The sequence below is a fragment of the Arthrobacter sp. BF1 genome, from assembly GCF_056680215.1.
Window position 1 is genome coordinate 3,446,135 of sequence record NZ_CM155271.1, and the last position, 26,749, is coordinate 3,472,883.

General features: G+C 65.5%; 22 protein-coding genes. 9 read left to right on the forward strand and 13 right to left on the reverse strand.

Annotated features, from left to right (window positions below; all coding sequences use genetic code 11):
* Positions 1–81 precede the first annotated feature (81 nt).
* Positions 82–669: a hypothetical protein gene (locus AC1MCD_RS16205; RefSeq protein ID WP_498673271.1), complete on the forward strand. Its 588-nt coding sequence runs from the start codon at positions 82–84 to the stop codon at positions 667–669.
* 247 nt (positions 670–916) lie between these two features.
* On the forward strand, positions 917–2,572 hold the full coding sequence (locus AC1MCD_RS16210) for an HNH endonuclease signature motif containing protein (RefSeq protein WP_498673272.1): 1,656 nt from the start codon (positions 917–919) through the stop codon (positions 2,570–2,572).
* Positions 2,573–2,685: 113 nt separating this feature from the next.
* Here the strand turns inward: AC1MCD_RS16210 and AC1MCD_RS16215 are convergent, their stop codons facing one another.
* The 4 genes from AC1MCD_RS16215 to AC1MCD_RS16230 all read right to left on the reverse strand — a co-directional run bounded on the left by AC1MCD_RS16215 (position 2,686) and on the right by AC1MCD_RS16230 (position 6,924).
* Positions 2,686–3,276: a hypothetical protein gene (locus AC1MCD_RS16215; protein WP_498673273.1), complete on the reverse strand. Its 591-nt coding sequence runs from the start codon at positions 3,274–3,276 to the stop codon at positions 2,686–2,688.
* A gap of 307 nt (positions 3,277–3,583) precedes the next feature.
* Positions 3,584–4,942 carry an ABC transporter substrate-binding protein gene (locus tag AC1MCD_RS16220; protein ID WP_498673274.1) on the reverse strand — a complete coding sequence of 453 codons (1,359 nt, stop codon included), beginning with the start codon at positions 4,940–4,942 and terminating at the stop codon, positions 3,584–3,586.
* 100 nt (positions 4,943–5,042) lie between these two features.
* On the reverse strand, positions 5,043–5,990 hold the full coding sequence (locus AC1MCD_RS16225) for a carbohydrate ABC transporter permease (RefSeq protein ID WP_498673275.1): 948 nt from the start codon (positions 5,988–5,990) through the stop codon (positions 5,043–5,045).
* Positions 5,980–6,924 (reverse strand): carbohydrate ABC transporter permease, encoded by a 945-nt coding sequence (locus AC1MCD_RS16230; protein ID WP_498673276.1) that lies wholly within the window; start codon positions 6,922–6,924, stop codon positions 5,980–5,982. Before AC1MCD_RS16230 ends, AC1MCD_RS16225 begins: the two co-directional genes overlap by 11 nt.
* Positions 6,925–7,540: 616 nt before the next feature.
* Here AC1MCD_RS16230 and AC1MCD_RS16235 point away from each other — a divergent pair.
* Together AC1MCD_RS16235 and AC1MCD_RS16240 are read left to right on the forward strand one after the other, a co-directional pair.
* Positions 7,541–9,589, forward strand: a complete 2,049-nt coding sequence (locus AC1MCD_RS16235; RefSeq protein WP_498673277.1) for a DUF6807 family protein — start codon at positions 7,541–7,543, stop codon at positions 9,587–9,589.
* A 23-nt stretch (positions 9,590–9,612) separates the two neighbouring features.
* Positions 9,613–10,776, forward strand: coding sequence for a M24 family metallopeptidase (locus AC1MCD_RS16240; RefSeq protein ID WP_498673278.1), 1,164 nt, complete (start codon positions 9,613–9,615; stop codon positions 10,774–10,776).
* 260 nt (positions 10,777–11,036) lie between these two features.
* Here the strand turns inward: AC1MCD_RS16240 and AC1MCD_RS16245 are convergent, their stop codons facing one another.
* Genes AC1MCD_RS16245 through AC1MCD_RS16260 form a run of 4 tightly spaced genes read right to left on the reverse strand, consistent with a single transcriptional unit; the run spans position 11,037 to position 15,505 of the window.
* Positions 11,037–12,152: a mandelate racemase/muconate lactonizing enzyme family protein gene (locus AC1MCD_RS16245; RefSeq protein WP_498673279.1), complete on the reverse strand. Its 1,116-nt coding sequence runs from the start codon at positions 12,150–12,152 to the stop codon at positions 11,037–11,039.
* Positions 12,152–13,057, reverse strand: a complete 906-nt coding sequence (locus AC1MCD_RS16250) for a 5-dehydro-4-deoxyglucarate dehydratase (RefSeq protein WP_498673280.1) — start codon at positions 13,055–13,057, stop codon at positions 12,152–12,154. The genes AC1MCD_RS16245 and AC1MCD_RS16250 overlap by 1 nt, the downstream gene beginning before the upstream one ends.
* On the reverse strand, positions 13,054–14,022 hold the full coding sequence (locus tag AC1MCD_RS16255; protein WP_498673281.1) for an NAD-dependent epimerase/dehydratase family protein: 969 nt from the start codon (positions 14,020–14,022) through the stop codon (positions 13,054–13,056). Before AC1MCD_RS16255 ends, AC1MCD_RS16250 begins: the two co-directional genes overlap by 4 nt.
* A gap of 43 nt (positions 14,023–14,065) precedes the next feature.
* Positions 14,066–15,505, reverse strand: coding sequence for a Gfo/Idh/MocA family protein (locus AC1MCD_RS16260; RefSeq protein ID WP_498673282.1), 1,440 nt, complete (start codon positions 15,503–15,505; stop codon positions 14,066–14,068).
* Positions 15,506–15,850: 345 nt separating this feature from the next.
* Between AC1MCD_RS16260 and AC1MCD_RS16265 the strand changes: the two genes are divergently transcribed.
* The gene (locus tag AC1MCD_RS16265; protein ID WP_498673283.1) at positions 15,851–16,876 is read left to right on the forward strand and encodes a LacI family DNA-binding transcriptional regulator; all 1,026 of its coding nucleotides are present in this window, start codon (positions 15,851–15,853) and stop codon (positions 16,874–16,876) included.
* A gap of 118 nt (positions 16,877–16,994) precedes the next feature.
* On the opposite strand, the gene AC1MCD_RS16270 is transcribed toward AC1MCD_RS16265, so the two are convergent.
* Complete coding sequence (locus tag AC1MCD_RS16270; RefSeq protein ID WP_498673284.1) at positions 16,995–17,702, reverse strand: FadR/GntR family transcriptional regulator; 708 nt, start codon at positions 17,700–17,702, stop codon at positions 16,995–16,997.
* A 102-nt stretch (positions 17,703–17,804) separates the two neighbouring features.
* Here AC1MCD_RS16270 and AC1MCD_RS16275 point away from each other — a divergent pair, with 102 nt between their 5' ends.
* Complete coding sequence (locus AC1MCD_RS16275) at positions 17,805–19,142, forward strand: alpha-hydroxy acid oxidase (protein ID WP_498673285.1); 1,338 nt, start codon at positions 17,805–17,807, stop codon at positions 19,140–19,142.
* A gap of 74 nt (positions 19,143–19,216) precedes the next feature.
* Here AC1MCD_RS16275 and AC1MCD_RS16280 read toward each other — a convergent pair whose 3' ends face one another.
* On the reverse strand, positions 19,217–19,762 hold the full coding sequence (locus tag AC1MCD_RS16280; protein ID WP_498673286.1) for an ArsR/SmtB family transcription factor: 546 nt from the start codon (positions 19,760–19,762) through the stop codon (positions 19,217–19,219).
* A gap of 92 nt (positions 19,763–19,854) precedes the next feature.
* Here AC1MCD_RS16280 and AC1MCD_RS16285 point away from each other — a divergent pair, with 92 nt between their 5' ends.
* Entirely contained in the window at positions 19,855–21,096 is a 1,242-nt protein-coding gene (locus tag AC1MCD_RS16285) for an NAD(P)/FAD-dependent oxidoreductase (protein ID WP_498673287.1), read from the forward strand.
* 24 nt (positions 21,097–21,120) lie between these two features.
* Here AC1MCD_RS16285 and AC1MCD_RS16290 read toward each other — a convergent pair whose 3' ends face one another.
* A complete protein-coding gene (locus AC1MCD_RS16290; protein WP_498673288.1) occupies positions 21,121–22,332 on the reverse strand; it encodes an acetoin utilization protein AcuC in 1,212 nt (403 codons plus the stop codon).
* Between the two features lie 104 nt (positions 22,333–22,436).
* Here AC1MCD_RS16290 and AC1MCD_RS16295 point away from each other — a divergent pair, with 104 nt between their 5' ends.
* Both AC1MCD_RS16295 and AC1MCD_RS16300 read left to right on the forward strand, forming a co-directional pair.
* Positions 22,437–23,870, forward strand: a complete 1,434-nt coding sequence (locus tag AC1MCD_RS16295; protein ID WP_498673289.1) for a TrkH family potassium uptake protein — start codon at positions 22,437–22,439, stop codon at positions 23,868–23,870.
* A gap of 40 nt (positions 23,871–23,910) precedes the next feature.
* Positions 23,911–24,549: a potassium channel family protein gene (locus tag AC1MCD_RS16300; protein WP_190990742.1), complete on the forward strand. Its 639-nt coding sequence runs from the start codon at positions 23,911–23,913 to the stop codon at positions 24,547–24,549.
* Positions 24,550–24,559: 10 nt separating this feature from the next.
* Here AC1MCD_RS16300 and proC read toward each other — a convergent pair whose 3' ends face one another.
* Both proC and AC1MCD_RS16310 read right to left on the reverse strand, forming a co-directional pair.
* Positions 24,560–25,393 carry a pyrroline-5-carboxylate reductase gene (gene proC, locus AC1MCD_RS16305; protein WP_498673290.1) on the reverse strand — a complete coding sequence of 278 codons (834 nt, stop codon included), beginning with the start codon at positions 25,391–25,393 and terminating at the stop codon, positions 24,560–24,562.
* A 297-nt stretch (positions 25,394–25,690) separates the two neighbouring features.
* Positions 25,691–26,716 carry a Ppx/GppA phosphatase family protein gene (locus tag AC1MCD_RS16310; RefSeq protein ID WP_498673291.1) on the reverse strand — a complete coding sequence of 342 codons (1,026 nt, stop codon included), beginning with the start codon at positions 26,714–26,716 and terminating at the stop codon, positions 25,691–25,693.
* Positions 26,717–26,749: the final 33 nt, after the last annotated feature.

Genomic DNA, 26,749 nt, shown 5'->3' on the forward strand with positions numbered 1-26,749 from the left:
TGCTGCTGCGCCCTGACCACAAGCCCGGCGGCAGAGGCTTGAAGCAACCTGTAAGGTGCACCTCAAGGACAAAGGACGCCCATGGATTACGCCAATTTTTCGATCAGCTTCCCGGTGATGCTTGTCGCTGTTCCCCTCACCGTTATTGCCGGCATTATCACTTTTGTCCTCGCCCGAAGGAAGAAGCGGCTTCTTGCCTTGCTCGTCGGGATTTCGTCCGTCCTCCTGATCGCCGGATGGGTTCTCGCCAGCGGGTTCATCGAAACCGCCAGAACCAACGCGATGCTGAGGGTCGCAGATCAGCTCGCAGTTCCCGAAGGGTTCGAACCCGGCAAGGCTGAGGACTTCAGGGGAGGACGAGTGGTCAGCGCGACCGCCTTCCTACCGTGCATGGCTGTTACTGCGTCCTGCCCGTCCCTGTACCGCCAGTGGTCCGGCCCCGAACTCCTCGAACTGACCCGGGCGGACTTGGAAGAGGTCATCCGGCGCAGCGGCTGGCAAGGCACGCTGGTGATTGACTACCAGCACTGCAGACTCACCTACACGAACAGCAGCGCCGTTAGCTGCTCCGCCGAAGGTGTCCTCGGGGATTTTGACACAACGCTGAGATTCTCACAGACCAGGGGCGGTCCATGGTGGTTGGGGCTCTCGATGGAACCTGCACGGTGACGGCCCGCCTACGTTGAGCGTCACCGCCGGGAGCGGTGTGAGTTCCTCACTGCAAAAGCCCGACGGCGGCAATAATGTCACACCCTCGCGGCAGAGTATTCCTATGGAGGCTTTGGCGGAGCGGCTTACTGGGAACGGCGGTAGCTCCTCCGTGCTGATGTGCGCTGCGTCGCCGGTCACCGGGACTTCCGCTGGGCTGATGTCCGACGGCGGCAATAATGTCGTACCCTCGCGGCAGAGTATTCCTATGGAGGCTTTGGCGGAGCGGCTTGCGGGGAACGGCGGTAGTTTCGCCGTGCCCGTGGCCGTGAGCCTGTCGGCGGCGATCGCCGTGGTCCGCGCCGCGGTGGCCGCGGCTCCGGACCAACTGGCCATGGCCGGCTACGTCGAGGCCGCCGAGTACGCCGCCCAGATCGAGGAACTCTCCCGCTCCGTGGACTACGCCCAGATCCTCTCCGCAGGGGCCGTGGACCGCACCCGAACCGAAGCCATCACCCACGCCGCGGCCACCCGGGCCACCAGAACCTGGACCACCGGCTGGGACAACGGCACCGAAACCCTGAACGAAACCGCCCCCGCCGAAACACACGCCGACTGGCCCGACACCAGTGCCAGCTCCGTGGCAGGGTCCCCGGCGGACGACGGCTGCAAAACCACCGCCGAGTTCCTCCGCCTGCGGCTGCGGATCGGGCTCGGCGAAGCCAAACGCCGCCTCCACCTCGCCCACGCCATCCTGCCCGAAACCACCCTCACCGGAGACCGGATCCCACCGGCCCGCGAACACCTCGCCGCAGCCTTCACCCCCGCCACCACCGCAGACCCCGGCACCGAAGACCCCACCGCACCTGCGTTCCCGGCCGGTTCAGGACCGGCGCTCTCCTCCCGGGCCGGGACCATCATCACCGCCACCCTTGACCGCCTCAAACACCACACCACACCACAGAACCTGGACCGGATCGAACACGACCTCACCCGCACCGCGGCGACCGCGGACCCCGACTTCCTCGCCCGCCTCGCCCGCCGCTGGGCCGACACCCTCGACGCCGACGGCACCGAACCCACCGAAGAAGCCCTCCGCCACACCCAAGGCGCATTCATCCGCAAACCCCGCCACGGCCTGCACCACCTCGAAATCTTCGCCACCACCGACCAATACGAAATCTTCGCCACCATCATGAACGCCGCCACCAACCCCCGCACCCAACCCGGCAACACCACCGGCACCGGCCCGGACCAGGACACCGGCGTGTGGCAGGACAATGACATGGATTTGGACCGCCGCACCCGGTCCCAGAAACAACTCGACGGCATCATCACCGCCTTCAAAGCCGCCCTCACCACCAACAAACTGCCCACCGCCGGCGGCAACCGCCCCCAAATCCTCGCCACCATCAACTACCAAGACCTCTACCAAGACCTCCTCCCCCACCTTCCAGCCGCCAACCAAAGCAGAACCGGCACAGGCACGGGCACCTTCGTCTTCAGCGGCCCCGTCACCGCAGCGACCATCCGCAAACTCGCCTGCGACGCCGACATCATCCCCGCCCTCCTCGGCACCCACGGCGAAATCCTGGACCTCGGCCGCAAAACCCGCCTCTTCACCCCCGCCCAACGCCTCGCCCTCACAGCCCGCGACCAAGGCTGCACCTTCCCCAACTGCACCATCCCCGCCCCCTGGTGCGAAGCCCACCACATCACCTACTGGTCACACCACGGCCCCACCAACACAGAAAACGGCGCCCTCCTCTGCTCCCACCACCACCACCTCATCCACAAAGAACAATGGACCATCCACACCACCAACGGCGTCCCCTGGTTCACACCCCCACGCCACATCGACCCCACCCAAAAACCCCAACAAAACCACTACTTCAAACCACCCCCACCACCCCAACGCGAATAAAGACCGAGGCAGCGCGGATAAGGCAGCGCGGATAAGGTAGCGCCGGCCAAGGGAAACGTCACACGCCCCGCGCGGGAACCGGATGAGACCAGGGATTCGGGGAAGCAGAACGGCTACTTGACGGCGGCCAGGACTGGGCCCGCCCGATCCCCCATGGCACCGTCGGGCGTAAAGCCCAAGAACTCAATCAGGACGTCCTTTTCGCGGTGGACCTCCGTAACGTTGGCGGAGCGGGCCGTTCCATCGACGACGACGCCTGCCGGGAAGCCGTCAATAGTCACTCCCCACCTGTAGACCGCCGGATCAGCAGACTCCCAACTCAATTTGACCTCACTGATCCGCCCCACTGTAGAGAGAACCTCGACGCGAACATTTGAAGGTGCCGCCAACCGCGGATGCGACGGCGTAGTGCTGATGCGAACCGGCGTATCCAACGTGTCAGTGCCACCGGCGATCCCGGTGACCCGCAGAATCATCACTCCCTCAAACGCCTCAAGGTAAGTGTGCTTGAGCACCGGATCGTTGGTGGTCCGGTCGTAGCGTCCGTCCCCGTCCAAGTCCCACTCGTACTTCACAACAACACCTAGGGACCCTGATGCGTCGTACGTAACTTCCATACCCGGCCGTGCGAAGTATCCGTTGATGGGCAGTCTCGCTTCAACGTCGTCAGTTTGTTTGCCCAGCGGAATAGTGATCACCTTCACCGGCGCCCCCGAAGCCTGCCCGGGCGGTTGAATGCCTTCACGTTCTCCCCCAGAATTGAATTGCTCCCAGTGCACCACAAGGACCGGCACCGCTCTACAGATGGCCGCCGGGAAAGCCGCACCTCGTCCACGCACCTTGAGCACCACAGCCCCCAGCCCCTTAAACACCACAGTCCCGGCCGGAACCCAAAGGTTCCAGCCGGGACTGTGGTGACCACGCGCCGTCGTACGCTTCCTGCAGGAGCGCAGGATCTCGCTCCCGGCGCCCGGACGAGTCGCGGCGGTGTACTGCCTGGCGGAGTACTGCCTAGCTGATGGCGGACTTCATCTCGTCCACGGCCTTCTTGCCGGCGTCGTCCGTTGACAGGCGGTTGAAGAGGACCTCGGACGTGTAGCGCTTGACGATTTCCTGGATGGCGCCGGCTCCCTTCGGCGGCGGAGCCGGAGCCTCGCCGAGTTCATCCTTGACCTGGTCGATGAACTTGACCACTTTGATGTCGGCGGGGGTCAGCTTGGGCTCAATGGCTGCCCGGACGTCGGAGTTCGGGTACACGCCACGGTCCGCCAGCAACGCCTCGCCGGCCTTTTCGCTGTTGGTCAGGAAGTTGATGAACTTGGCGGTTTCCTCAGGGTGCTTGGTGCGGGACGAGGCGGACCAGAACTGGGATGCCTTGTACCAGAGCTGGGCGTCGGCGGCCTTGCCAGTGGTGGACGGGAACCGGAGGATCTGCAGCTCCGAGCCGGCAGCCTTCTCCAGGGCCGGCAGCTGGTTGGACCACCAGAATGCGAGCCCGTTCTTGCCGGTGGCCAGGCCACTCTGGTCAAGCGGTGCGGCCTCAGCTTCAACTACCTCCGAGGCCGTGGGCACAGCCTTCTTTTCGCTGAGCTCCTTCAGGTTGGCCCACCACTCGGCGATGTCGCTCGGCTCAAAGCCCAGCTTGCCGTCGTTGGTGTACAGGGTTTTGCCGTTCTGCCGGAGCCACACTCCCAGCGACGCCTCATCCGTGCCATAGGCGGCGGCACCGAACGTGCCCTTCGGCGATTTGGCGGTCACCTCGGCAGCGATGCGACCGAAGTCGTCCCAGGTCCAGGTCTTGTCGTCCGGAAGTGCAACCCCGGCGGCTTTGAACACGGCGGGATTTGCCAGAATCGTGGCGGCATTGATGCCGGCAGCGATGCCCGTCAGGCCCTTCTCACCCTTTCCGGCGTTGAGGGCTGCCTCGTCCAGCTTGGACGTGTCGATGCTGTACTTGGAAAGATCCAGCAGGGCACCGCGCGTTGAATACTCGGTGATGTATTTTTCGTCCATCTGGATGATGTCCGGGGCATCGTTGGCCGCTACCTGGGTGGCGAGCTTGTCCCAGTATCCGCTCCAGTCGCCGTACTCCGGCTTGATTTTGATGTTGGGGTTCTCAGCTTCGAAGGCAGCGATCGCGGCCTGCGTCACCTGCGCCCGCTTGTCGCTTCCCCACCAGGAGAAGCGCAGCTCGACGGGTCCGCCGTCGCTTTTGGCGGTGGCTCCCCCGCCGCAGGCACTGAGTGCCATGACGACGGCGGCTGCCGCGGCGACGACGGCCGTCTTACGGAAGCGGGGCCGTGCGCCAGAGGATGACGCAGCTGCCGAATCATTGGTGCCAGCAGCGTTAGAGCGAGGGAAAAGCGGCACTGGGTACTCCGATCTTCTTTGATCTATTGAGGGAGGGTTTACGTGAGAAAGCGTTTTCTGAACTTCATACTACAAGTCCACTACTTGTATGACAAGAGGTTTATTTGATGCCCGTGGTGGCGATGCCCTTGATCAGGAACCGCTGCCCGAAAAGGAACACCAGGAACACCGGAAGCAGCGACACGATGGACATGGCGAACAGCGATCCCCAGCTGGTGGCGGACTGCGCATCCACAAAGGCACGAAGCGCCACCGGGACAGTGAACATATCCGGGTCTGTCAGGTAAATGAGTGCGCCGAAGAAATCGTTCCAGGTCCAGATGAAGGTGAAGATGGTGGTGGTGGCCAGGGCCGGCACCATGAGCGGCAGGATGACCCGCAGGAAGATGCGCGGGTGGCCGGCGCCGTCGATTCTCGCAGCCTCATCCAACTCCTTGGGGATGCCGCGGATGAACTGAACCATCAGGAATACAAAGAACGCGTCCGTCGCCAGAAGCTTGGGGACGATGAGCGGCCAGAACGTGTTAACCCAGCCGATCTGCGAAAACAGGATGTACTGCGGCACGATCACCACGTGGAACGGCAGCATGATGGTCAGCAACATGATGCCGAAGAACAGCTTCTTGCCGGAGAACTGCAGCCGGGCAAACGCGTACGCGGCCATGGAGCAGGAGATGAGGTTGCCCAGGATGGACCCGATCACCACGATGGCGGAGTTGAGCATGTAGTGCCCGAACGGGTGCGTCAGCGCGGACCAACCGTCAGTGTAGTTGCCCATTTCCAAGGTACTCAGCCATAGCCCGGGGTCCTTGAAAATGAGGTCGTTGGGCCGCAGTGACGAAACCACCATCCATAACAGGGGGTAGATCATCAGGCCGCCGGCGAGGATCAGGATGGCGTGCTTGATCAGCGCCTTGGTGCGTGCGGAGCGGCTGAATGCCAGGGTCCCGCGGGATTCCCGGATCCTTTTGGGCTTGCGGTGGTTCGTGGGCTTGCCGGCGCCGGTGTTCTTGTCCGGGGCGGGCAGCGTCTCAAGTTTAGTCGTCATAGAAAACCCAATACTTTGCAGCGATGAAGTTGATGGCGGTGAACACACCGATGATGACCAACAAGAACCATGCCATAGCTGAGGCGTAGCCCATGTCGAACTGGCCGAAGCCCTTCTGGTACAGGTACAGCGTGAAGAACATCGTGGAGTCCGATGGGCCGCCGTTGCCGCCGGACACGATGAACGCCTGGGTGAAGGACTGGAAGGATCCGATGATCTGGAGCACCAGGTTGAAGAAAATGATGGGGCTGAGCATCGGCAGCGTGATGCGCCAGAACTGTTGGAGCGTGCTGGCCCCGTCCACCTTTGCGGCCTCGTAGTACATCACCGGGATCTGCCGGAGGCCGGCCAGGAAAATGATCATGGGTGCGCCGAAGGTCCACACATGCAACAGGACGATGGAGCCCAGCGCAGTACTCGGATCGGAAATCCAGCCCGGGCCTTCAATGCCAACCAGCGCCAGCGCCTGATTGACCAGGCCGGTGGTGCCGAAGATTTGCTTCCACAGGATGGCTACAGCCACCGAACCGCCCAGCAGGGACGGCAGGTAGAACACCGAGCGGTAGAACGGCAGCCCGCGCAGGCCCTTGTCCAGGACCAGCGCGATCAGCAATGCCACACCGAGTTGCAGCGGCACACCAACAAAGACGTAGGTAAACGTCACGCCCAGCGAGTTGTGCAGGCGGGCGTCGCTGAACATCCGGACGAAGTTGTCCAGCCCCGTCCATTCCGGCGGCTGCAGCAGGTTGTAGTCGGTGAAGGACAGGTACAGCGACATCAGCATCGGTCCGATGGTGATGGCCACCAGGCCTACCAGCCACGGGAGCAGGAAGATGTAAGCGGCCTTGTTGTCCCGGCCGTTCGCCTTTTTCTCCGCTACAGACAGCGGGCCCTTGCGCCGTTTGAGCGTGGTCAGTTCGCCGATGGCGCTCATTCCGGCACCCTGACGTCGCCCCGGGGGTCTGCTGCGAACGTGCCTTCAGGACAGAGCCCCTCCGGACGGCGCCCCTCTGGACGCTGCCCTTCCGGACGGAGTCCTTCGAGGCAGGGCCCTTCGGGGGGCAGCGCCCTGGGGATGGGATTAGCGGCCATGTGGTCTCCTTTGGTCATCGTGGCCCTCCACGTTATGGGTGATCGCTCCGGCGAACTTCATCGGCCGGCATGGGTGAGTGCGGAATCCAGGTGGGTCCGCAGGTCGGTTGACCGCGAACTGGGCAATCACCCAATGCGATCCATTGCCATACCGCTTCGATGGCAGGCTCAGCCCGGATATGGCAAGGCGCCGATTCCGGATCCGGCCACCGTCCCGTGGTGGTCGGGAAAGCGGTTCCCTACCAAAGTAAACGGTTTCTTGACGGCTGTACAGGCCTTTGCTAATTTTTGAGAAAGCGTTTTCTGATAAGGCTTTCCAAGAAGCCATTCAGGTCACTTCGCAGTACGCCGTGCGGTTGCCCCGCACCACAGCTGCAATGGGGAGTACACAAGGAAGGAACGCACGACGACGTCCCTTTCTCCCAGCACCGCTCACCACCCAGCCACCAAGGACATTGATGACCCAGCAAACTGCCAGTCCGGCCAGCCGCATCGCCGCGGCGCCCGGCGACCCGGCCGCCACCGCAATCCCCCGCGTCGCGCTGGTAGGCGTGCACGGCTTCGGTGAACGGCACCTGGCCAACCTTGCGCGCCTCACGGAGGACGGCGTCGTCGAACTCGTGGCAGTTGCAGACCCCAACCCACCACAGGAGGGTGCGCTCGGCGGATCCGTGGCGGTCTTCGGCACCCTGGACGAGCTGCTGGCAGCCGGTCCGGCTCCTGACATGGTCATCCTGGCGACGCCCATCCAGACCCACGCACCCCTGGCGCTGGCCGCGCTGGCGGCTGGATCCGATGTGTATGTTGAAAAGCCCCCGGTCTCGTCCATGGCGCAGTTCCGGGACCTGCTGGCTGCGGCGGACGCGTCGGGGCGGCTGGTGCAGGTGGGATTCCAGAGCCTTGGATCGCACGCCCTGCCCGCGATCCGCAAGGCCGTCGAGGCCGGTGAGATCGGCGAGATCCTCGGCCTCAGCGCGCAAGGCAGGTGGGTTCGGTCCAAGGGATACTTCAAACGCTCACGCTGGGCGGGCAAACGCAGCCTGGATGGCACCGACGTAGTGGACGGCGTGGCCACCAACGCGCTGGCCCACGCGGTTGCCACCGGACTGCACCTGGCCGGCGCGCACACCATGGCCGACGTCGCCTCGGTGGAAACCGACCTGTACCGCGCCCACAACACGCAGAGTGACGACACGTCCGTGATCCGCGTCCGCACAACGGCCGGGCAGACCCTGCTCTGCGCCCTCACGTTGTGCGCCCCGGACCAGCAGCGCCCCTCCGTGACGGTCCATGGCACCTTGGGCGAGATCAGGTTTTTCTACACCGAGGACGAGGTGGTCACCACCACACGGGATGGCGAGCGCCGCGAAGCCCACGGCCGGACGGACCTGCTGGAGAACCTGCTCGCGGCACGGCGTTCTGGCGATCCGCTGCTGTGTTCTTTGGGCGATACGGGCGCGTTCACCTCGGTGCTGGAAGCCATCCGCACCGCGCCGGATCCGCAGGAAATCAGTGCCGAGCACGTCACGTGGGAGGGCAACGGAGGCGATGCGCACCCCGTTGTCCACGGCATCCCTGCGCTGATGGACCGGGCTGCCAAGGCGCAGGCGACCTTTGCCGAACTGGGCGCCCCGTGGGCCTCCAGCCTGCCTCCGGCCCGGACGTTCGCCGTCGAGGGCCGTCCCGTGGCGGGCTACCAGGACGGGAGCCGCATCCGCGCGGTGTCCTCACCACGCCCCTACCTCCACCCGGTCCGGACGCTCGCGGGGACGGTCATCACGGACCACCAGCCCCTGGATCACGTCTGGCATCTGGGTGTGGGAGTGGCCCTGCAGGATGTGGATGGCGTCAACTTTTGGGGCGGCCGCACGTACACGCGGGCAGCGGGCGAATATGTCTGGCGGCCCGACCACGGCACCATAGTCCCCACCGGTGAACCGACCGAGCGCGAGGGTCTCCTGGCGGAAACCCTCGCGTGGAACGGGCCCGACGGCGCCCCCGTCCTCACCGAACAGCGCACTTGGACCTGGGCAGCAGCGGGCTCCTCCGCCTGGCGTCTCACACTGGACTTCGCGCTTTCGCCCGCTGGCGACCGGCCTGTCAGTTTGGGCAGCCCGGGTTCCAATGGCCGCGCTGGCGGTGGCTATGGCGGCTTCTTCTGGCGCCTGCCTGTATGCTCCGAAGCCTCTATCTGGGCTTCCGGCACCACCGGAGAGGCCCTGCGAGGCGAGTCAGCCGTGCACGGGAAAGTGACGCCGTGGCTCGCGTGGTCCGGCAAGTTCAGCGCAAGTGAAAGTGCCGCCACGCTGGTGTTCGTCGCGGCGGATGGTTCCACGGACCCGTGGTTTGTCCGGGTGGACGGCTACCCCGGTGTTGGCCAGTCGCTGGCGTGGGACGCACCGGTCATTGCTGAACCTGGCAAGCCGGTACGGCGCAGCGTCACGGTGTATATCGCCGACGGATTTTTGAGTAGTGAAGACATCCAGACCTTGATAACGAAGCTTTGACCAGACCATTGGGGAACCAGCTCATGAGCCAGACAACTACCGTAACCACCACCCCGTCGTCGCAGCTGAACGCCGCCGCGGACCCGGCAGACAGCACGAGCCGCACCGCCCCCGCCTCCGCCGCGGACCGGGCCATCAAACGGCGCAAGGTCCTGGACATCCTCGACGCCAAGGGCCAGGACTCGTTGCTTTTGACCACGCACACGGCGCTGACCTGGTACCTCGACGGCAGCCGGGTGCACATCAGCCTGGCCGGCGATCCCATAGCCGCGCTGCTGGTGGACCGGCATGGCGACCACCTGGTGACGTTTAACAACGAAGCGGGCCGCATCGGCGCAGAAGAGCTCCCCGCTGGAGTCTCCCTCCATTCCGTGCCCTGGTACGGAAACCTGCACGAGGCCGCTGCCGCCGTCGGGCGTTCTTCGGTTGCTGGTTCGGGAGGCCCCTTGGCCGAGGCCGCTGTTGCCACCGAATTGCGGGCCGCCCGCCAACAGCTGCTGCCGGGCGAGTCCGCCCGCTACGCGCGCCTCAGTGCGGAACTGGCGTGCGTCATGACCGACGTCCTGTCCACCGCGCGGCCCCACACCACCGAATTTGAGCTGGTGTCCGCACTGGCGGGCCGTGTTGTGGCCGCCGGAGCGGAGCCTTTGGTGCTCCTGTGCAACGGCACCTCCCGCAGCGACTTCCGCCACCCGCTGGCCACGCACGCGCCGCTGGGGCGCCGCGCCATGGCGGTGGTGTGCGCGCGCCGGGACGGCCTGGTTGCCAACATCACCCGCTGGGTAAGGTTCGACGGCGGGACTCCCGGGGAGCGCGACGCGGAGGCCCGGATCGCTGCCGTTGAAGCGGACATCTTCGATGCAACGGTCCCCGGCGCCCGGCTGGCCCACATTTTTGGTGAGATCAAGGCAGCGTACGTCCGCCACGGTTTCGGTGCGGAGCAGTGGGAGCAGCACCACCAGGGCGGACCGGCCGGCTACGCGGGCCGGGATCCCCGCGTCACGCCAAGCACCATGGACACCGTGGTGCTGAACCAGCCGTTCACGTGGAACCCGTCGGGCCCCGGGGTAAAGATCGAGGACACGGTACAGCTCACCGAGTCGGGCGTGAAAGCCCTGACCGTGGACGAGCGCTGGCCCGTCTCCGCCGTGAACGGTCTTCAGCGGCCGGTGACCCTGCAGCTCTAGGCCCAAACGCTCTCTCACTTGATGTGGGTTTTTCGGCGATCCTCTCTCACTTAACGTGGGTTTTTCGGCGATCCTCTCTCACCATCCGCAGGCCAAGCATATGGCCGGTCTTCGACAGGGCCAGAACGAGAAGCGCTCCCGCAGTTTGTGACTGCGGGAGCGTTTTTTGTTGAAGCGTCGACTGCGAGAGCGTTTGGCCCAAATCCACATTGAGTGAGAGATCGTTCGGAATTAAGGCACATTAAGTGAGAGAGGGTTTGTCAGGGCTGCGGGTTGTCGGTGAACCGGAAGCCCAGGCCGGGCTGGTTCGTGAGGGTCACCCGGCCATCGGAAAAGCGGACCGGTGACGGCCCGGCAAGGATGCCCAATTGCTCGAACGAAGCCTCCTCCACGTCCTCCACCAGGGTTGGCTCGGCCAGGGTCAGTGCCAGCTGACCGGAAAGCTCCGGCAGCAGATGCGGCATCACCCGAATGCTGTTGGTCCGGGCCAGCTCCACGATCCGCCGGAACGGAGTAATGCCGCCAACCCGGATGATGTTCGGCTGGATGATGTCCACCGCTCCGGCATCAATGAAGTCGCGGAAGCGGTAGATGGTGTGCAGGTTTTCACCGAGGGCGATCGGCACGGGTGATTGCTTCCGGAGCCTGCGGTACGCCCAGAGGTCGTCCGCCCGGAGGGGCTCCTCAAGCCATTCCAGCCCGTACTCCGCCAGCACATCCAGCGCTTTGAAGGTAGTGGGCAGGTCCCAGCGCTGGTTGGCGTCGACCATGAGCTTGCGGTCCGCGCCCAGCACTGACCGGACGGCCGCCACGCGCTCCGCATCCTCGCGGATATCTGGCTTGCCTACTTTGATCTTGACGGCCCGATGACCCGCAGCAACCCAACGTTCGGTCTGGGCCACCAAGTCCTCGAGCGTGTAGTGCAGGTTCACGCCGGACCCGTACACCTCGGCGGACTCCTGCCGCTGACCCAGCAGGCCGGTGACTGACGTGCCAGCCCTGCGTGCCTGGAGGTCCCAGAGGGCGAGGTCGACGCCGGCCATGGCAATGGTGGTCAGCCCCCCGCCGCCTGCCTCATGCAGCCGCTTCCACAGCGCATCCCACACCGTCTCCGGATGTGCGGGCAGCCCCGCAACGAAAGGCGCGATGTCGTGGTCGAGGAGGGCCTTAACGGCCTGCGGGCCGATGGTGGGCGTCCACGAGAAACCGTGCCCCGCGCCGCCGTCGTCCGTCTGGATTTCCGTGACGATCACATGGTTTTCCGGCGCCTCCGCACCCCAGCTGCGTCGCAGCGGGACGGTGAGCAGCCGGGTGGACAAGCCCGTAATCCGCGGTGCAGTCCGGACGGCGACAGCGGCGACGGCGGGCGCACTCATCAGCGGCCGGCCAACTCGTAGCCCCTGGCCAGGATGGACTTCAGCTGGACCAGCTGGTCTTCGGTGGGGTCCGTCAGCGGCGGCCGGACCGAACCAACAGGAAGTCCACCGAGGCGAAGTCCGGCCTTGATGAGGGAGACGCCGAAGCCGGGCGTCTGGTCGCGCAGCCGCACCAAGGGTGCGTAGAAGCCTTCCAGCAGGGCGTTGCGGCGGTCCTCGTCACCGGCCACGTAGGCGTCGTAGTACGCCTTGGCGATCTCCGGGGCCATCGCGAACGCGGCCGACGAATAGAGCGGGATGCCCAGTCCGCGGTAGGCGCCCTGGGTCAGTTCGGCTGTCAGAAGGCCGTTGAAGAAGGCGAAGTCCTCGCGGCCCGTAGCCCGGACAGCGGACACGATCTCCTGGGCCAGACCCACATCGCCCAGACCGTCCTTGAAGCCCGCAACCTTGGGGTTTTCGGCGAGCCGGGCCATGGCGGCGGCAGTGAACTTGGCGTTGCCACGGTGGTACACGATCACCGGGAGGCTGCTGGCGTCCGCCACCGCCTCTACGTAGGCAACCAACCCGTCGGTGGGGCCGGTGACCAGGTACGGCGGCAGGACCAGCAGGGCATCAGCACCGGCCTCCTCCGCCGCCCGGGCGGCAGCCAGCGCATGGCCCAGCGGCCCGCCGGCTCCGGCGACTACCGGAACCGCACCAGCTACAACCTCGACGGCGGCTCTCACCACCGTGCGCACCTCCTCAATGCTGAGGGCGTGGAACTCGCCGGTACCGCAGGCGGGAAAGACGCCGCCCGGACCATACGGGAGGCGCGAAGCTATGTGCTCCTTGAGAAGCTCGACGTCAACGGCGCCTTCCGGCGTGAACGGTGTGACGGGGAAGAACAGAACGCCGTCGAATTTCATGGTGTCTCCTTGGATCCGGCTCCCGCTGTGACCAGCGTGGCGGACGTCTCGTCGTTGAGGTTGGTGTCTGTTTTGAGCTCGCTCCGCCACCTGCGCTTGGGCTCCCAGCCCAGTAGCTCACGGGCCTTGGCAATGGAGAAGGCGGGGCTGGTGCCGGTCAGGCCGGCAGCCAGGGCTTCGCTTCCGGGCAGGAAGCGTGGCATCAGCTCAGCCAGCGGCGCCGTGGCCAGCGCATCCGCCGCCCCGACAAAGAAGGTTTCGCCGTTGGGGATCGAGTCCATTCTCTGCAGGAGCACGTTCAGGAAATCGGCCACATCGCGGGCGTCCACATAGTTGAACAGCGCGGGCGCTGACAGTGCGGGGTCGGCCAGGCGTTCGGCGAGGGTGTGGCCCTGCTGCGTGGGGGCGCCGTCCCATTCCTCGGGCGAAATGACGTAGCAGGGGCGGAAGGCGGCGTAGCGGATCTTCGTTCCCTGCGCCGCGGCGAACATCTGCACGGTCTGCTCGGCGATGAGCTTGGACAGTGCGTAGGCGTTCCAGGGCTTGGGCGTGCTGCGCTCATCCAGCGGGAAGCTGTCCGGCAGCCAGCCGGCCGGCGAACCGTAACCAAGGACCGTGGGGCTGCTGGCCGTGACGATCTTCTCGATGCCCAGTTCCGTGGCCGCGCTGATCACGGCGTAGGCGAGACGCGTGTTCGTGGCGAAAATGACATCCTCGGGTGCGCTGAACGGTACGGCGATCGCGGCGAGGTGGATGACGGCGTCGGGCGCGGTTTTCCGGAGGAGGCGCAGCGCATCCCCCGGCGCCAGCAGGTCCCCGGTTTCCTGCACGACGCCGGCAGGCAGCTGGTCCGCAGGGATGGCCTCGCGGTCTACCGAAATCACTTCGTGGCCCGCGTCCGCGAGGCCTGCCACAACGCTGCGGCCGAGGCGGCCGGAGCCGCCGGTGACGAATATTTTGCTCATGCTGGTTTCCTTCAGGTTTTGGGGCGCGGAGCTTTTGGGCGGTTTAGGCCCGCCGGAGGTCCGCGCCCAGGTCCAGGTCCTCTATTCGGACCGGGAGGGAAGATTCAAGGGAGCGGTTGCCGGCAATGCCCACGGACACGGAGCGGAGTCCGTCGAGGTAGCCGGACGGGCGGCCCAGCGGGTCGTCGCCGGGACCGTTGAACAGGTCCGAGAGGAGCAGCGCGTCGCCGCCGCCGTGCCCGCCTTCGCCGTTGAGGATGGGCACCTCATAGGCCGCTTCCCAGTGGCGCTGGACCACCAGGCGTTCGCCGATTCGGCGGACGGCGTCCTCCTCCTCAATGGGTGTGGCGCTCGGGTCCACCACCAGCTTCTTGTCGGTGCTGCTGACCACGGCAGCGCGTTCCACGACCTCGAGTTCCGCCCGGCCTTCGGTGCCGTTGACGGCCACCCGGTAGCCCTCCCACGGGCTGTGGGCGTTCAGGGAATAGCTCAGCCGCGGCCCACCCTGGTACTCCACCACGAGGGCCAGGTTGTCCTCGATGGTGATGCCGCCGGTGAAGACGTCCTGGTCACGCCGGTAGCCGTCGTAGTGCTCGTTGTCCAGGAACAGGGCTTTGAGCCGCTCATCGTCACGGAGGTCCAGCGTGAAGGGGTCCTTGTCGGCTGAGTTGTCCCCTGCACCCGCGCTTCCGGCGGCGGGTGTTCCACGCTCCGGACGGGGACCAAGGCCGCGCTCGGCGGCGTTTTTGTCGCCGTAAAACTTCAGCCCGCCTGAGGCGAAGACGCGTTCAGGAACATCGTCAATCCACCAGTTGACCAGATCGAAGTGGTGCGAGGCCTTGTGGATCAGCAGGCCGCCGGAGTTCTTCTTGTCGCGGTGCCAGCGGCGAAAGTAGTCGGCGCCGTGGACCGTGTCCAGGACCCAGCTGAAATCGATGGAGGTCACCTTGCCGATGACGCCGCTCTGAATGATCTCCTTGAGGGCGCTGTTGCGTGGCGAGTAACGGTAGTTGAAGGTGACCACTACGTTGCGGCCGGTCTCCGCCACGGCTTGGGTGATGCGGCGGCAGCCGTCGGCGTCGATGGTGAGGGGTTTTTCGACCACGACGTCGGCACCCGCGTTGAGTGCCTCAACGATGTAGTCGGCGTGGGTGTAGTCCGGCGTGGTCACCACCACGCGGTCGATGCTGTTCGCCTGGATGAACGCCGTGAGGTCCGCGGGATCGAAGGAAGCGACAGGACCCGGCGCCCCAAGTTCCTGGATGAGCTTCTGGTAGTACTCCACCCGGCCGGGATTGAGGTCGGAGAAGGCCACGAGTTCGGCAGCGTCCGCGTGCTTCCCGTAAATGGCGCGGATGTACATCTCGGAGCGCCCGCCGGTGCCGATGAGGGCGATCCGGGCCTTGCTTTCGGGTGCGTTGCCGGTCAGCGGATCGGAGCTGGAGACAGCGGCAGCGGTGCTCGATTCGGCTGTGTTGACCATGGAGGGTCCCTTTCGAAAGCTCAATACCGGCCGTGCAGCGGCCGTTTGTGGTGGCTCAGCGGACTGCCGTTCGTCAGTGGTTGGAGTCCGTCATGAGAAAGCGTTTTCTCAGTTCGCTAAAGAATTTCTATCAATAGACGCATGGTCCCGTCAACCCTTATCCTTTCTAGGAGAAAACGTTTTCTTCCGCGCGATCGGGGTGCGAGCATCAGGACACGCATTGCGGGTCACGCTCACGGGTGGAAATCGGTTTCTGAGAGCCAGCTATGCTGTCTCACGGCAGGGCTCCCGGACGAGGACCCCGGCACGGGAGCTCACCGTGCGCAAACTTACGAAAGGCAGGCCATGGTCAGGAGATCGGCAACGGGCAGGATTGGCATTGCGGATGTTGCCGTCAAAGCCGGAGTTTCGCACGCCACGGTCTCGCGGGTGATGAACGGAAATTACACGGTTGATCCGGACATCGCCGCGCGGGTTCGGGCTGCCGCCGTCGAGCTGAAATACCAGCCCAACCCCGTGGGACGCAGCCTCGCGCTCGGCAAGACGGACACCATCGGCATTGTGGTGCCGGACCTGGCCAACCCCACGTTCCAGGCAATCCTGCGCGGCCTCAGCCGGGCCGCGGCGCAGGACGGCTACCGGGTCCTGATTGCCGACTCCTTCGAAGTCTCCAGCGAGGAGGCAATCCTGGCCGGCGAGGCCCGCCGGCGCTGCGACGGCCTGGTGCTGTGCGCGCCGCGTATGAGCGATGCCGAGCTCGAGGAGATTGCGCCCTCGCTCCACCCGCTGGTCCTGATCAACCGCACCACCACCGCCGCTGACATTCCCAGCCTGGTGGTGGACTATGGGCAGGGCGTCGAGGCCCTCGCCGAGCACCTTGCGGGCCTCGGCCACACCCGGCTGGCGTTCCTTGCCGGCCCGGCAGGCAGTGCCTCCAATGGCCTCCGCCTCAACGGACTGGCGGCCTTCAAGGCAAGCCACCCCAAGGTAGAGGTCACCATGCTCGACGGCGGCTCAGACTTTGACACCGGGCACGAGGCCGTGGACGCGGTCCTGGCCTGCGGCGCCACCGGCATCCTCGCCTTCAACGACCTCGTGGCCATGGGGCTGATGAGCGGGCTGCACGAACGCGGCGTCAACGTGCCGGGCGACATTTCCGTCACCGGCTTCGACGACATCCCCTTCGCCCGCTACACCACACCCACCCTGACCACTGCTGCCGTACCCATTGCCGAACTCGGCGCGAAGGCCTGGCAGCAGCTGCGGGCCCTGATCCGCCACGAAGACCACGAGACTCCGGGCAGCCGGTACCAGCCGCGCCTCGAAATCCGGGCCAGCAGCGGCCCGGCCCCCGCAAACCTCGCCCCGTAAGCCGAGCCCTTCGAACCGAGCCCTTCGAACCGAGCCCTTCGAACCGAGCCCCGCGAGATGACACATGACGGCTGTGTTTCTCGCCGCGACCGCCGTCAAGTGCAATCTCGACGTCGGGTCAGGCCTGCGCGGTGTGCCTGAAGCCGGCCTCGCGGTAGTAGCCCTCGATATGCGCCGCGACGAGCTTCGCCGCGCGCGCGCCGTCGTCCTTTTTGATCGCGGCCAGGATGTCGCGATGCTCAGCCTGCAGGCGTCGGGCCATGGCGTCCCAGTCCGGGAGGTTGGCCGTGAGTTTGCCGGCGTAGCCCTGGATGGACTCGCGCAGGGAGCCCATCATGGCGCTGACCACGGCGTTGCCGGCGGCGTCGGCCAGCGACAGGTGGAAGCGGACATCCAGGGCCAGGAAGTGGTCCGCTTCCTCGCTTCCGCACCCGACGGCGTCCATCTCGTCCAGGAGCGCGGCCGCCTGTTCCAGCTCGGGCGCGTCAGCTCTGGCGCGGGCGGCTGCCCAGGACTCCAACAGGACGCGCGTCTCCACAATGTCCGCGACGGGCAGGTGCTGCGTGGCGACGTGGAGCCGCAGGGCGGAGCCAAGCGCCGCCGTCGGATCCGAAATCACTACGGTGCCGGCCTCCGGCCCGGACCCAACGCCGGCCCGGACCACGCCCATGGCCTCCAGGATCCGGATGGCCTCCCGCACCGACGTCCGCGAGACGCCAAGCTGCTCGGCCAGCGTGCGCTCGGCCGGCAGGCGACCGCCCACCGTCAGCTCACCGTCGGAGAGCTGCTTTTCGATCCACGTCAGAACGAGTTGGTGCGTACGCATATCGCCATAGTAGTTGATGTGGTCGGACCACATGGCTTACAGTGTGGTTAGACCACAGCGTGACCTGTGTCCGGCCCGGCCGGCCCACCGACGGAGGAAGCCATGACCCACACCATTCAGCCGAACAATCCGGAGACCACCCCGGCTCCGGATGCCACGGACATTCCCGCCACCGAGGCAGCTCCCCGCACTGCGCCGCCGTCGGCTGTTCCCGCGGCACTGAAGCGCCGCATCCCCAAGTATTCGGATCTCGCCCCGCTGATGCAGTTCAAGAAGCCGGAGTTCAGCCGCGCCGCGAAGCTTAAGCGGGCCAGCACCATCTGGGAGCTGCGCGACATGGCCAAGCGACGCACGCCGCAGGCCCCTTTTGACTACACCGACGGCGCCGCCGAGGAAGAAATCACCCTGCGCCGTGCCCGTGAAGCCTTTCTGGATATTGAGTTCCGGCCCGGCATCCTGCGCAACGTGTCCAAAATCGATCTGACCACCGAGATCCTCGGCAAGCCGTCCCGGCTGCCCGTGGGCATCGCCCCCACAGGCTTTACTCGCATGATGCAGTCCGAGGGCGAATATGCCGGCTCGCAGGCTGCCGAAGCCGCCGGTATCCCGTATACCCTCTCCACCATGGGAACCGCCTCCATCGAGGACGTGGCAGCGGCGGCCCCGAACGGCCGCAACTGGTTCCAGCTTTACCTGTGGACTGACCGCGACCGCTCGCTGGAGCTGATCGAGCGCGCTGCCAAGGCCGGCAACGACACCCTGATGGTCACGGTGGACACCGCTGTCGCGGGCGCACGGCTCCGCGACGTCCGCAACGGTATGACCATCCCGCCGGCACTGACGGTCAAAACCGTACTGGATGCCTCCTACCGTCCGGCCTGGTGGTTCAACTTCCTCACCCACGAGCCGCTGACCTTCGCCTCACTCTCGCGCTACACCGGAACCGTGGCCGACCTGATCAACTCGATGTTCGACCCCACGCTTACCTTCGAGGACCTGGACTGGCTGCGTGAAACCTGGAAGGGCAAGCTCGTAGTCAAGGGCATCCAGACCGTTGAGGACGCCCGCAAGGTGGTGGACCACGGAGCTGACGGCATCGTGCTGTCCAACCACGGCGGCCGCCAGCTGGACCGCGCGCCCATCCCGTTCCACCTACTGCCGGAGGTTTCCGCGGCCCTGAAGGCGGACAACTCCGACGCTGCGATCATCCTGGACACCGGCATCATGAGCGGTGCGGACATTGTTGCCGCACTGGCCCTGGGCGCCGACTTCACCCTGATCGGCCGGGCGTACCTCTACGGCCTGATGGCGGGCGGCCGCGCCGGCGTGGACCGCACCATCCAGATCCTCGAGAAGGACATGGCCCGCACCATGGCCCTCCTCGGCGTCAGCAAGATCTCGGAGCTGACCCCGGACCACGTCCGCCTGCTCACCAAGTAGCCCAGCCCCAAACTGGGTAGCAGCACATGTCGTTTTGAGCCCTCATAACGACATGTGCTGCTACCCAGTTGGGGTCATTTCTTGCGGCCGAACTTGGGGAGGTTGGGCAGGTTCGCCAGCAGGTCGGCGGCCTTCGTCGCGGCGCGGCCAACAGTCCGGCCGATCTGCTGGGGCACGGTGTCGTCGCTGAGCGGGGCTGCGGTGCCGCCGGGGATGACGACGGCGGGGCTCAGCTCAGCGTCCTCGCGTGCCAGTACGGCGGCCACATCCGCGTCACCAGGGACGTGGATGCCAGCGGCACCCCCGCCGCCGGGTTCCGCTGCGGGCACCTGAGGTGACTTCGCGGCGGAAGCTGCCGCGCCGACGTCGAACGGTTCCAGCCAGCTGACGATGCCCTCCAGCGGTTTGGGGTTCAACGCGTAATAGCGCTTTTGGCCTTGGGCACGCATACTGACGAGCTGCGCCTCGCGGAGGACTTTCAAGTGCTTGGAGATGGTGGGCTGGCTGGCGGACAGCTCCTCTACGAGTTCCCCCACTGCCTTGTCCCCTGCGCGCAGGGATACCAAAATGTCGCGTCGGGTTGCTTCCGCAATGACGGCAAATACGTCGTCTGTCACCATGCCTCCCACCCTAGCGACATATACGCGGCAAGGCATCCACTATTTCGTCCCGGGCACTGTCGCACCGACCCAAGGAGGAGTAGGTTGCACGGATGGAAGATACATATCAGGTTGTGGTGGTCGGTGCCGGGTTCGCAGGCCTGACAGCCGCCAAGGAACTGGGCCGCAAAGGCATTCGTGTACTGCTGATCGATTCCAACAACTATCACCAGTTCCAACCGCTCCTGTACCAGGTGGCCACCTCACAGATCGGGGTCTCGGCCATAGCCCGTCCGTTGAGGTCCGTTTTCCGCCGGATCAGGCAGGTGCGGGTGCTCACCGCGCACGTGGCCTCGGTCGATGCAGCCAACCGTACAGTCACCACCACCGACGGCGACACCTTCCGGGCGCAGGTGCTGGTCATCGCTGTGGGGGCCACGCCGAACTACTTCAACACGCCCGGCGCCGAGGAACACGCCTTCCCCTTGTATTCGGTTATCGACGCGACCCGGCTGGGCGCGCGGTTGACCAGCCTGCTGGATCAGACGGACCGGGAGGCCACGGGCTCGGTTGACGTGGTGGTGGTCGGCGGTGGACCTACGGGCGTGGAGACGGCCGGCGCCATGGCGGAAAACGTCAAGTTTGTGGTGCCGAAGTACTTTTCGCCTGAACTCGCTGCCCGGTGCCATGTCCATCTGGTGGATATGCTCCCGACAGTGCTGAACGCCTTTTCGGATAAGTCCCAGGACTACACGAGGCAACGCCTGACAAAGATCGGAGTCCAACTGCACCTGGGCGTGGGCGTCGGCCAGGTCAGCGAAGACGGGGTGACGCTGGTGGACGGTACCACCATCCCGGGCCGGGTGGTGGTGTGGGCCGGTGGCCTGAAAGCAGGCGACATCATTACGGCCTCCGGACTCGCGCAGGGCCGGGGAGGGCGGATCGATGTCCAGCCTGACCTGACAGCCCAAGACGCCGAGGGCGTGTATGTCCTGGGTGACGCGGCCAACATCACCGACTCCACCGGTGCAAAGCTTCCCCAGTTGGGCTCCGTTGCGCAGCAGGCAGGAAAGTGGGCGGCCAAGAATATCTATGCCGACCTCAACGGCGGCACCCGCCAGCCCTTCAAATACGTGGACAAGGGCTACATGGCGATGATCGGCCGGGGCGCGGCGGTGGCCGAGATCGGCCGTCAGCGCATCCAGCTGCAGGGGTCGCTGGCCTTCGTGTCCTGGCTCCTGGTGCACCTTGCCCTGCTGTCGGGTTTCCAGCAAAAGATCCGCGCACTGTTCTCCTGGCTCAACGGATACATCGTCCACAGCCCCGCACAGGTGGTCGTCGGCCGGCCGGAGTGACGGCTAGCCACGAGAAAGGCGGGCCTAGTCGAACCAGGGGTCCAGGCCGTGGAACGGGAAAACAGCTTTGCGGGTGGCCATCACGGTCCGGTCCACGGCGTCATTGGGATCGAAACCCACTTCCCAGGACCGCCACCAGAGTTCAACATCATCGCCCATCAGCGCAGGGGCATCCCGCCCGAATTTCGCGAGCACGTAGGCGCGCCAGTCGTTCGGCACCTCAGTGCGCAGCGGGACTGGACGCCCGGCGGCGATGGCGATGAGGTGGCTCCAGGAACGCGGCACAACATCAGTGACGCTGTATCCGCCACCGCCCGTGGCAACCCACTGTCCCCCGCAGTGCCGGGCGGCAAGATTCCCGACGGCGGTGGCCGCCTCGCGCTGGCCGTCCACGCTGATGTTCAGGTGGGCCAGCGGGTCGTGGCGGTGCGAATCGCAGCCGTGCTGACTGACGATGACTTCGGGCTGGAACGCACCCATGAGCTGCGGCACCACGGCATGGAAGGCGCGAAGCCAACCCGCATCCCCTGTGCCGGACGGCAGGGCAACGTTGACGGCACTACCCTCTGCCTGCGGCCCGCCGGTCTCGTTCGCGAAGCCGGTTCCCGGGAAAAGCGTCAGTCCGCTTTCGTGCAGCGAGATGGTGAGGACGCGGGGATCATCCCAAAAGATGCTCTCCGTTCCGTCCCCGTGGTGGGCGTCGACGTCGATGTACGCCACGCGGCTGATGCCGCCGTCGAGCAGTCTCTGGATGGCGACAGCAGAATCGTTGTAGATGCAGAAACCGCTGGCCCGTTCGCGGGCCGCGTGGTGCATGCCGCCACCGAAGTTCACGGCGTGGAGCGCTGAACCGTCCAGGATGGCGTTGGCTGCGAGCAGCGAGCCGCCCGCGATCCTGGCGGCGGCCTCGTGCATGCCGGCGAAAGCCGGGTCATCCTCGGTTCCTAGGCCCCGGGCTTCATCGGGCGTCGCCGGATCCTCACTGACCCGGCGGACCGCCGCCACGAACTCGGGCGAGTGCACGGTCTCCAGTTCGGCGTCGGTGGCCACCTCGGGGGCGGCGACGGAAACGTGTGGCAGGTCCAGCAAGCCGAGGCTCGTGGCGAGGCGGGCCGTCAGGTCCATCCGCGCCGGAGCCATGGGGTGGCCAGGGCCAAAGTTGTAGGCAGTCATTGCGGAACTCCACACCACCATCGTTGGCGGCGCAGGCTGGCTTAGACCGGGCAGATATGTCATCAATCACAGGCTACCGGAGGTCGCCACCGCTCCGGCCCGGTCATTACGCAGTCATTAGTGGTTTACTACTGAAGGAAACAGTTTCTACCGAGGACAAGCCACCCATGACGGATCGCCAGTCGAGGCCCCGAAACCCGGCCAGCTGGCACCCAGCCGACCCGGAGCGCGAAGGCCTCTGGATTTTCACCCGTGTGCGCGACTTTATTGACGACATCGCCAACACTTCGCCGGCCCGGCTGGCGCTGAGCGCGTTCGCCGTGGTGTGCCTGGTGTTTACCTTCCTCCTCTCGCTGCCTGTCTCGTCCGCGTCCGGGACGGCCACGCCTATCCACGAGGCGCTGTTTACCGCGGTATCGGCCGTTTGCGTCACCGGCCTGACCGTCGTTTCGACGGCGGCGCACTGGTCCTTCTTTGGGCAACTGGTCATCCTGGTGGGCATCTTCGTGGGCGGCTTGGGAACATTGACGCTCGCTTCGCTGCTGGCGCTGATGGTGAGCAAGAAACTCGGAGTTCGCGGCAAGCTGATCGCCCAGGAAGCCATGAACAATGCGGGGCGCCTTGGCGAGGTGGGTACACTGCTGCGGATCGTCATCGCCACCTCGGTGGTGATTGAGGGCACCCTGGCGCTAGCGCTGATCCCCCGTTTTATGATCCTTGGCGAGCCTTTCTGGCAGTCGGTGTGGCACGGGCTCTTCTACTCGATTTCGTCCTTCAACAACGCCGGTTTCACTCCCCACTCGGACGGCATCGTCCCGTATGAGACCGATCTGTGGATCCTGATCCCGCTGATGCTGGGCGTCTTCCTCGGCAGCCTGGGCTTCCCGGTAGTGATGGTGCTGCAGCAGAACGGGCTCAACTGGAAAAAGTGGAACCTGCACACCAAGCTGACCATCCAGGTGTCCTTCATCCTGCTGGCCGCCGGAACCGTGCTGTGGGGCCTGATGGAATGGGACAACGTGCGGACCATCGGGCCCATGGACCTGGGCGACAAAATCACGCATTCCCTGTTCGCCTCCGTCATGACCAGGTCCGGAGGCTTCAACCTGGTGGAGCAAAACCACATGGAATCCACCACCATGCTGCTCACGGATGCCCTCATGTTCGCCGGCGGCGGTTCAGCTTCCACGGCCGGCGGCATCAAGGTGACCACCATCGCCGTAATGTTCCTGGCCATCGTTGCAGAGGCCCGCGGCGACGCCGACGTCAAGGTGTACGGCCGCACCATCCCGCAGGGCGCCATGCGGGTGGCCATTTCCGTGATCGTGGCCGGGGCCACGCTGGTCTCGGTTTCAGCGTTCCTGCTCCTGCAGATCAGCGGCGCTTCCCTGGACCGTGTGCTGTTTGAAACCATCTCGGCCTTTGCCACCGTGGGGCTGAGCACCAACCTTAGCGCCGAGCTGCCGCCGGCGGGCGTCTACGTCCTGACCGCACTAATGTTCGCGGGCCGTGTTGGCACCGTCACCCTCGCGGCCGGGCTGGCCCTGCGCCAGCGCAGCCAGCTTTACCACTACCCGGAAGAGAGGCCCATCATTGGCTAATACCTCAGGCGTCCCCAACCGCCCCGCCCACAACGCGCCGGTGCTGGTAATCGGCTTGGGCCGCTTCGGCTCGTCCACGGCCGAGCAACTCGTAAAACAGGGCCGGGAAGTCCTGGCGATAGAACGCGACCGGACGCTGGTGCAGAAGTGGGCGCCGCTCCTGACCCATGTGGTGGAAGCCGACGCAACGAACATCGAAGCACTGCGCCAGCTCGGCGCGCAGGAGTTCAGCTCGGCCGTGGTGGGCGTGGGAACGTCCATAGAGTCCTCGGTGCTGATCACCGTCAACCTCGTGGACCTCGGCATCGAGCACCTCTGGGTCAAGGCCATCACCCCCTCGCACGGCAAAATCCTCACCCGCATCGGCGCCAACCACGTGATCTACCCCGAGGCCGACGCGGGCGTCCGGGCGGCGCACCTGGTCTCCGGCCGCATGCTGGACTTCATCGAGTTCGACGACGACTTCGCGATTGTGAAAATGTACCCGCCCCGCGAAACGGTTGGCTTCACCCTCGATGAGTCCCAGGTCCGGTCAAAGTACGGCGTAACGATCGTGGGTGTGAAGTCCCCCGGCGAGGACTTCACCTACGCCCGCCCCGAAACCAAGGTGTCAGCCCGCGACATGCTGATCGTCTCCGGGCACGTGGACCTGCTGGAACGGTTCGCGGCCCGCCCGTAACCTGCGGCGGTCAGCCGAGCTGCCGGGAGATCTCCGCTGCGCGGTCGGCTGCGGCACGGGCGCCGGCAGCGATGATGGCCGGCAGCCCCCGTTCATCGAAGGTTGCGATGGCGCGTTCTGTGGTGCCATTGGGGCTGCTTACGCTGACGCGAAGGGCTGAGGGGTCCGCGCCCGGCTCGGCAAGCATAAAGCCCGCCCCTGCCACGGTCTCCCTGGCCAGGAGGAGCGCCAAATCATGGTCCAGGCCCAGCTCGACGCCTGCGGCCGCCATCGCCTCGGCAAGGTAAAACGCGTAAGCCGGGCCCGAGCCGCTGATGGCAGAAACAGCGTCCACCTGCTCCTCCGGCACCTCCACTACGGTGCCCGCGGCCTTGAAGATGTCCTTCGCCTGCTGCAGCTGCTCGGGCGAGCAGTGGGTCCCCGGCGATACCGAGACGACGCCGCGTCCCAGCTTGGCGGGCGTGTTGGGCATCGTCCTGATCACCGGCTGGCCGTCCGGCAGCGCCGCTTCAAGCTGGGCCAGCGACACGGCGGCGGCCACACTGATAACGATGGTATTCGGCGACAGTGAGCCGCTGATTTCGCGCGCCAGATCCGCGATACCGACAGGCTTTACGCCAAGAATGACGACGCCGGATCCCTTGGCTGCCTGCTTGTTGTTGTCCGGCTCCTCGTCACCGGCGATGGCCGTAATGCCGTGATGGCGCTCGGCCAATTCCGCAGCGCGTTCCGTCCGCCTGACAGTGGCCACGACGTCGGCGGGGTCGGTGCCAGCCTCAAGGAGGCCGGAAAGGATGGCTTCGTTCATGGATCCACAGCCCAGGAAGGCGATTCGGTTGCTCATGGACCCATCATTGCAGTTCGGCCGGACGGGTGCAGAAATGAACTAATCGGCCCCGGCGGGAACTCGCCTATTTCGACTCCCAGCGGATTCCCATGTTGGCTGCAGCTTGCTCACAAGTTGCCGCCCTATCGTAGTTATTACCTCATTGAGGGTGCGAGTGATGCGGCAAGCATGGGGATGTTTGCCCGAGGCGCCGGTGGACTGCAGCAGGTTTCCCCCCATTTTCCTGCTGCGGACCCCGGCGCTTTCGCGTTAACCGGTGGCACCCCGCCTCAGTTGGAGCGCTGCCGTAGTGGGTCAGCTAGCGCTGGGGAGCGCGGTACCGGGCCCAGGAGATGCCGCCAGGTCCGCGCGGGCGGGCACCCGCACATGTGGTGCCGGATCCAGCGGACCCGCGAACACCAGCTGGTCCAAACGCCGCAGGATGAGTCCCTCACGCAGCGCCCAGGGGCAGATTCTCATTTTCTTGAACTTGAACATCTCCAGCGCGGCTTCAGCCACCAGCGCTCCGGCGAGCAATTGATGGGCGCGGGCATCGGACACCCCGGGCAGGAAGAGCCGGTCCTCGACTTTCATGGCGGAAATCCGCTGGGCCCAGACCCCCAAATCCGTGCTGTTAAGCTCCCGCTTCACGTAGGGGCCGGCGGCGCTCGGCGCTGCCCCGGCTATCCGGGCGAGGGAACGGAAAGTCTTGGAGGTCCCCGCCACGAGGTTGGCCCGGCCCAATCCCTCGAACTTCCCCACCGCCGGGGCGAGCGTACTCCGGATGTAACGTCGGAGCTCCTTGACGCTTTTGGCCGACGGCGGATCCTCGGCCAGCCAGTCCCGGGTGAGGCGGCTCGCCCCGAGCGGGACGGAGGTGGCAACTTCCGGCAGCTCATCCTGGCCGAACGCCATTTCGAAGGAGCCGCCGCCGATGTCCAGGTTCAGCACCGGCCCGGCTCCCCAGCCGTACCAGCGGCGCACGGCAAAGAACGTCATGGACGCCTCTTCGCTTCCCGTCAGTTCCTGCAGTGTCACCGTGGTTTCGTGCTTGACCCGCGCCAGTACCGCTGCGCCGTTGGTGGCTTCACGGATAGCCGATGTACAAAAGGCCAGCAGGTCATCGGCCTTGTGCCGGGCGGCAAACTCCCAGGCTTCGAGGACGAATTCAGTCAGCTCGTGCTGCCCGGCATCGGTGATATTGCCATCACCGTCCAAGTACTGCACGAGGGAGAGCGGCCGTTTGTGGGAGGCGAAGGGAACCGGGCGCGCGCCAGGGTGTGCATCCACCAGGAGGAGATGGACAGTGTTGGACCCGATATCAAGGACGCCTAGCCGCATCCTGCCATTATTCCCCCGGCCGGGCCCTCACTC

Bases quoted from the DNA above. Each gene is read 5' to 3' on its own strand.
- AC1MCD_RS16310 (WP_498673291.1), bottom strand. From the start codon at position 26,716: ATGCGGCTAGGCGTCCTTGATATCGGGTCCAACACTGTCCATCTCCTC.
- AC1MCD_RS16260 (WP_498673282.1), bottom strand. From the start codon at position 15,505: ATGGTCAACACAGCCGAATCGAGCACCGCTGCCGCTGTCTCCAGCTCC.
- AC1MCD_RS16210 (WP_498673272.1), top strand. From the start codon at position 917: ATGGAGGCTTTGGCGGAGCGGCTTGCGGGGAACGGCGGTAGTTTCGCC.
- AC1MCD_RS16270 (WP_498673284.1), bottom strand. From the start codon at position 17,702: ATGCGTACGCACCAACTCGTTCTGACGTGGATCGAAAAGCAGCTCTCC.
- AC1MCD_RS16235 (WP_498673277.1), top strand. From the start codon at position 7,541: ATGACCCAGCAAACTGCCAGTCCGGCCAGCCGCATCGCCGCGGCGCCC.
- AC1MCD_RS16240 (WP_498673278.1), top strand. From the start codon at position 9,613: ATGAGCCAGACAACTACCGTAACCACCACCCCGTCGTCGCAGCTGAAC.
- AC1MCD_RS16250 (WP_498673280.1), bottom strand. From the start codon at position 13,057: ATGAAATTCGACGGCGTTCTGTTCTTCCCCGTCACACCGTTCACGCCG.
- AC1MCD_RS16285 (WP_498673287.1), top strand. From the start codon at position 19,855: ATGGAAGATACATATCAGGTTGTGGTGGTCGGTGCCGGGTTCGCAGGC.
- AC1MCD_RS16275 (WP_498673285.1), top strand. From the start codon at position 17,805: ATGACCCACACCATTCAGCCGAACAATCCGGAGACCACCCCGGCTCCG.
- AC1MCD_RS16280 (WP_498673286.1), bottom strand. From the start codon at position 19,762: ATGGTGACAGACGACGTATTTGCCGTCATTGCGGAAGCAACCCGACGC.
- AC1MCD_RS16265 (WP_498673283.1), top strand. From the start codon at position 15,851: ATGGTCAGGAGATCGGCAACGGGCAGGATTGGCATTGCGGATGTTGCC.
- AC1MCD_RS16255 (WP_498673281.1), bottom strand. From the start codon at position 14,022: ATGAGCAAAATATTCGTCACCGGCGGCTCCGGCCGCCTCGGCCGCAGC.
- proC (WP_498673290.1), bottom strand. From the start codon at position 25,393: ATGAGCAACCGAATCGCCTTCCTGGGCTGTGGATCCATGAACGAAGCC.
- AC1MCD_RS16295 (WP_498673289.1), top strand. From the start codon at position 22,437: ATGACGGATCGCCAGTCGAGGCCCCGAAACCCGGCCAGCTGGCACCCA.
- AC1MCD_RS16290 (WP_498673288.1), bottom strand. From the start codon at position 22,332: ATGACATATCTGCCCGGTCTAAGCCAGCCTGCGCCGCCAACGATGGTG.
- AC1MCD_RS16230 (WP_498673276.1), bottom strand. From the start codon at position 6,924: ATGAGCGCCATCGGCGAACTGACCACGCTCAAACGGCGCAAGGGCCCG.
- AC1MCD_RS16225 (WP_498673275.1), bottom strand. From the start codon at position 5,990: ATGACGACTAAACTTGAGACGCTGCCCGCCCCGGACAAGAACACCGGC.
- AC1MCD_RS16245 (WP_498673279.1), bottom strand. From the start codon at position 12,152: ATGAGTGCGCCCGCCGTCGCCGCTGTCGCCGTCCGGACTGCACCGCGG.
- AC1MCD_RS16205 (WP_498673271.1), top strand. From the start codon at position 82: ATGGATTACGCCAATTTTTCGATCAGCTTCCCGGTGATGCTTGTCGCT.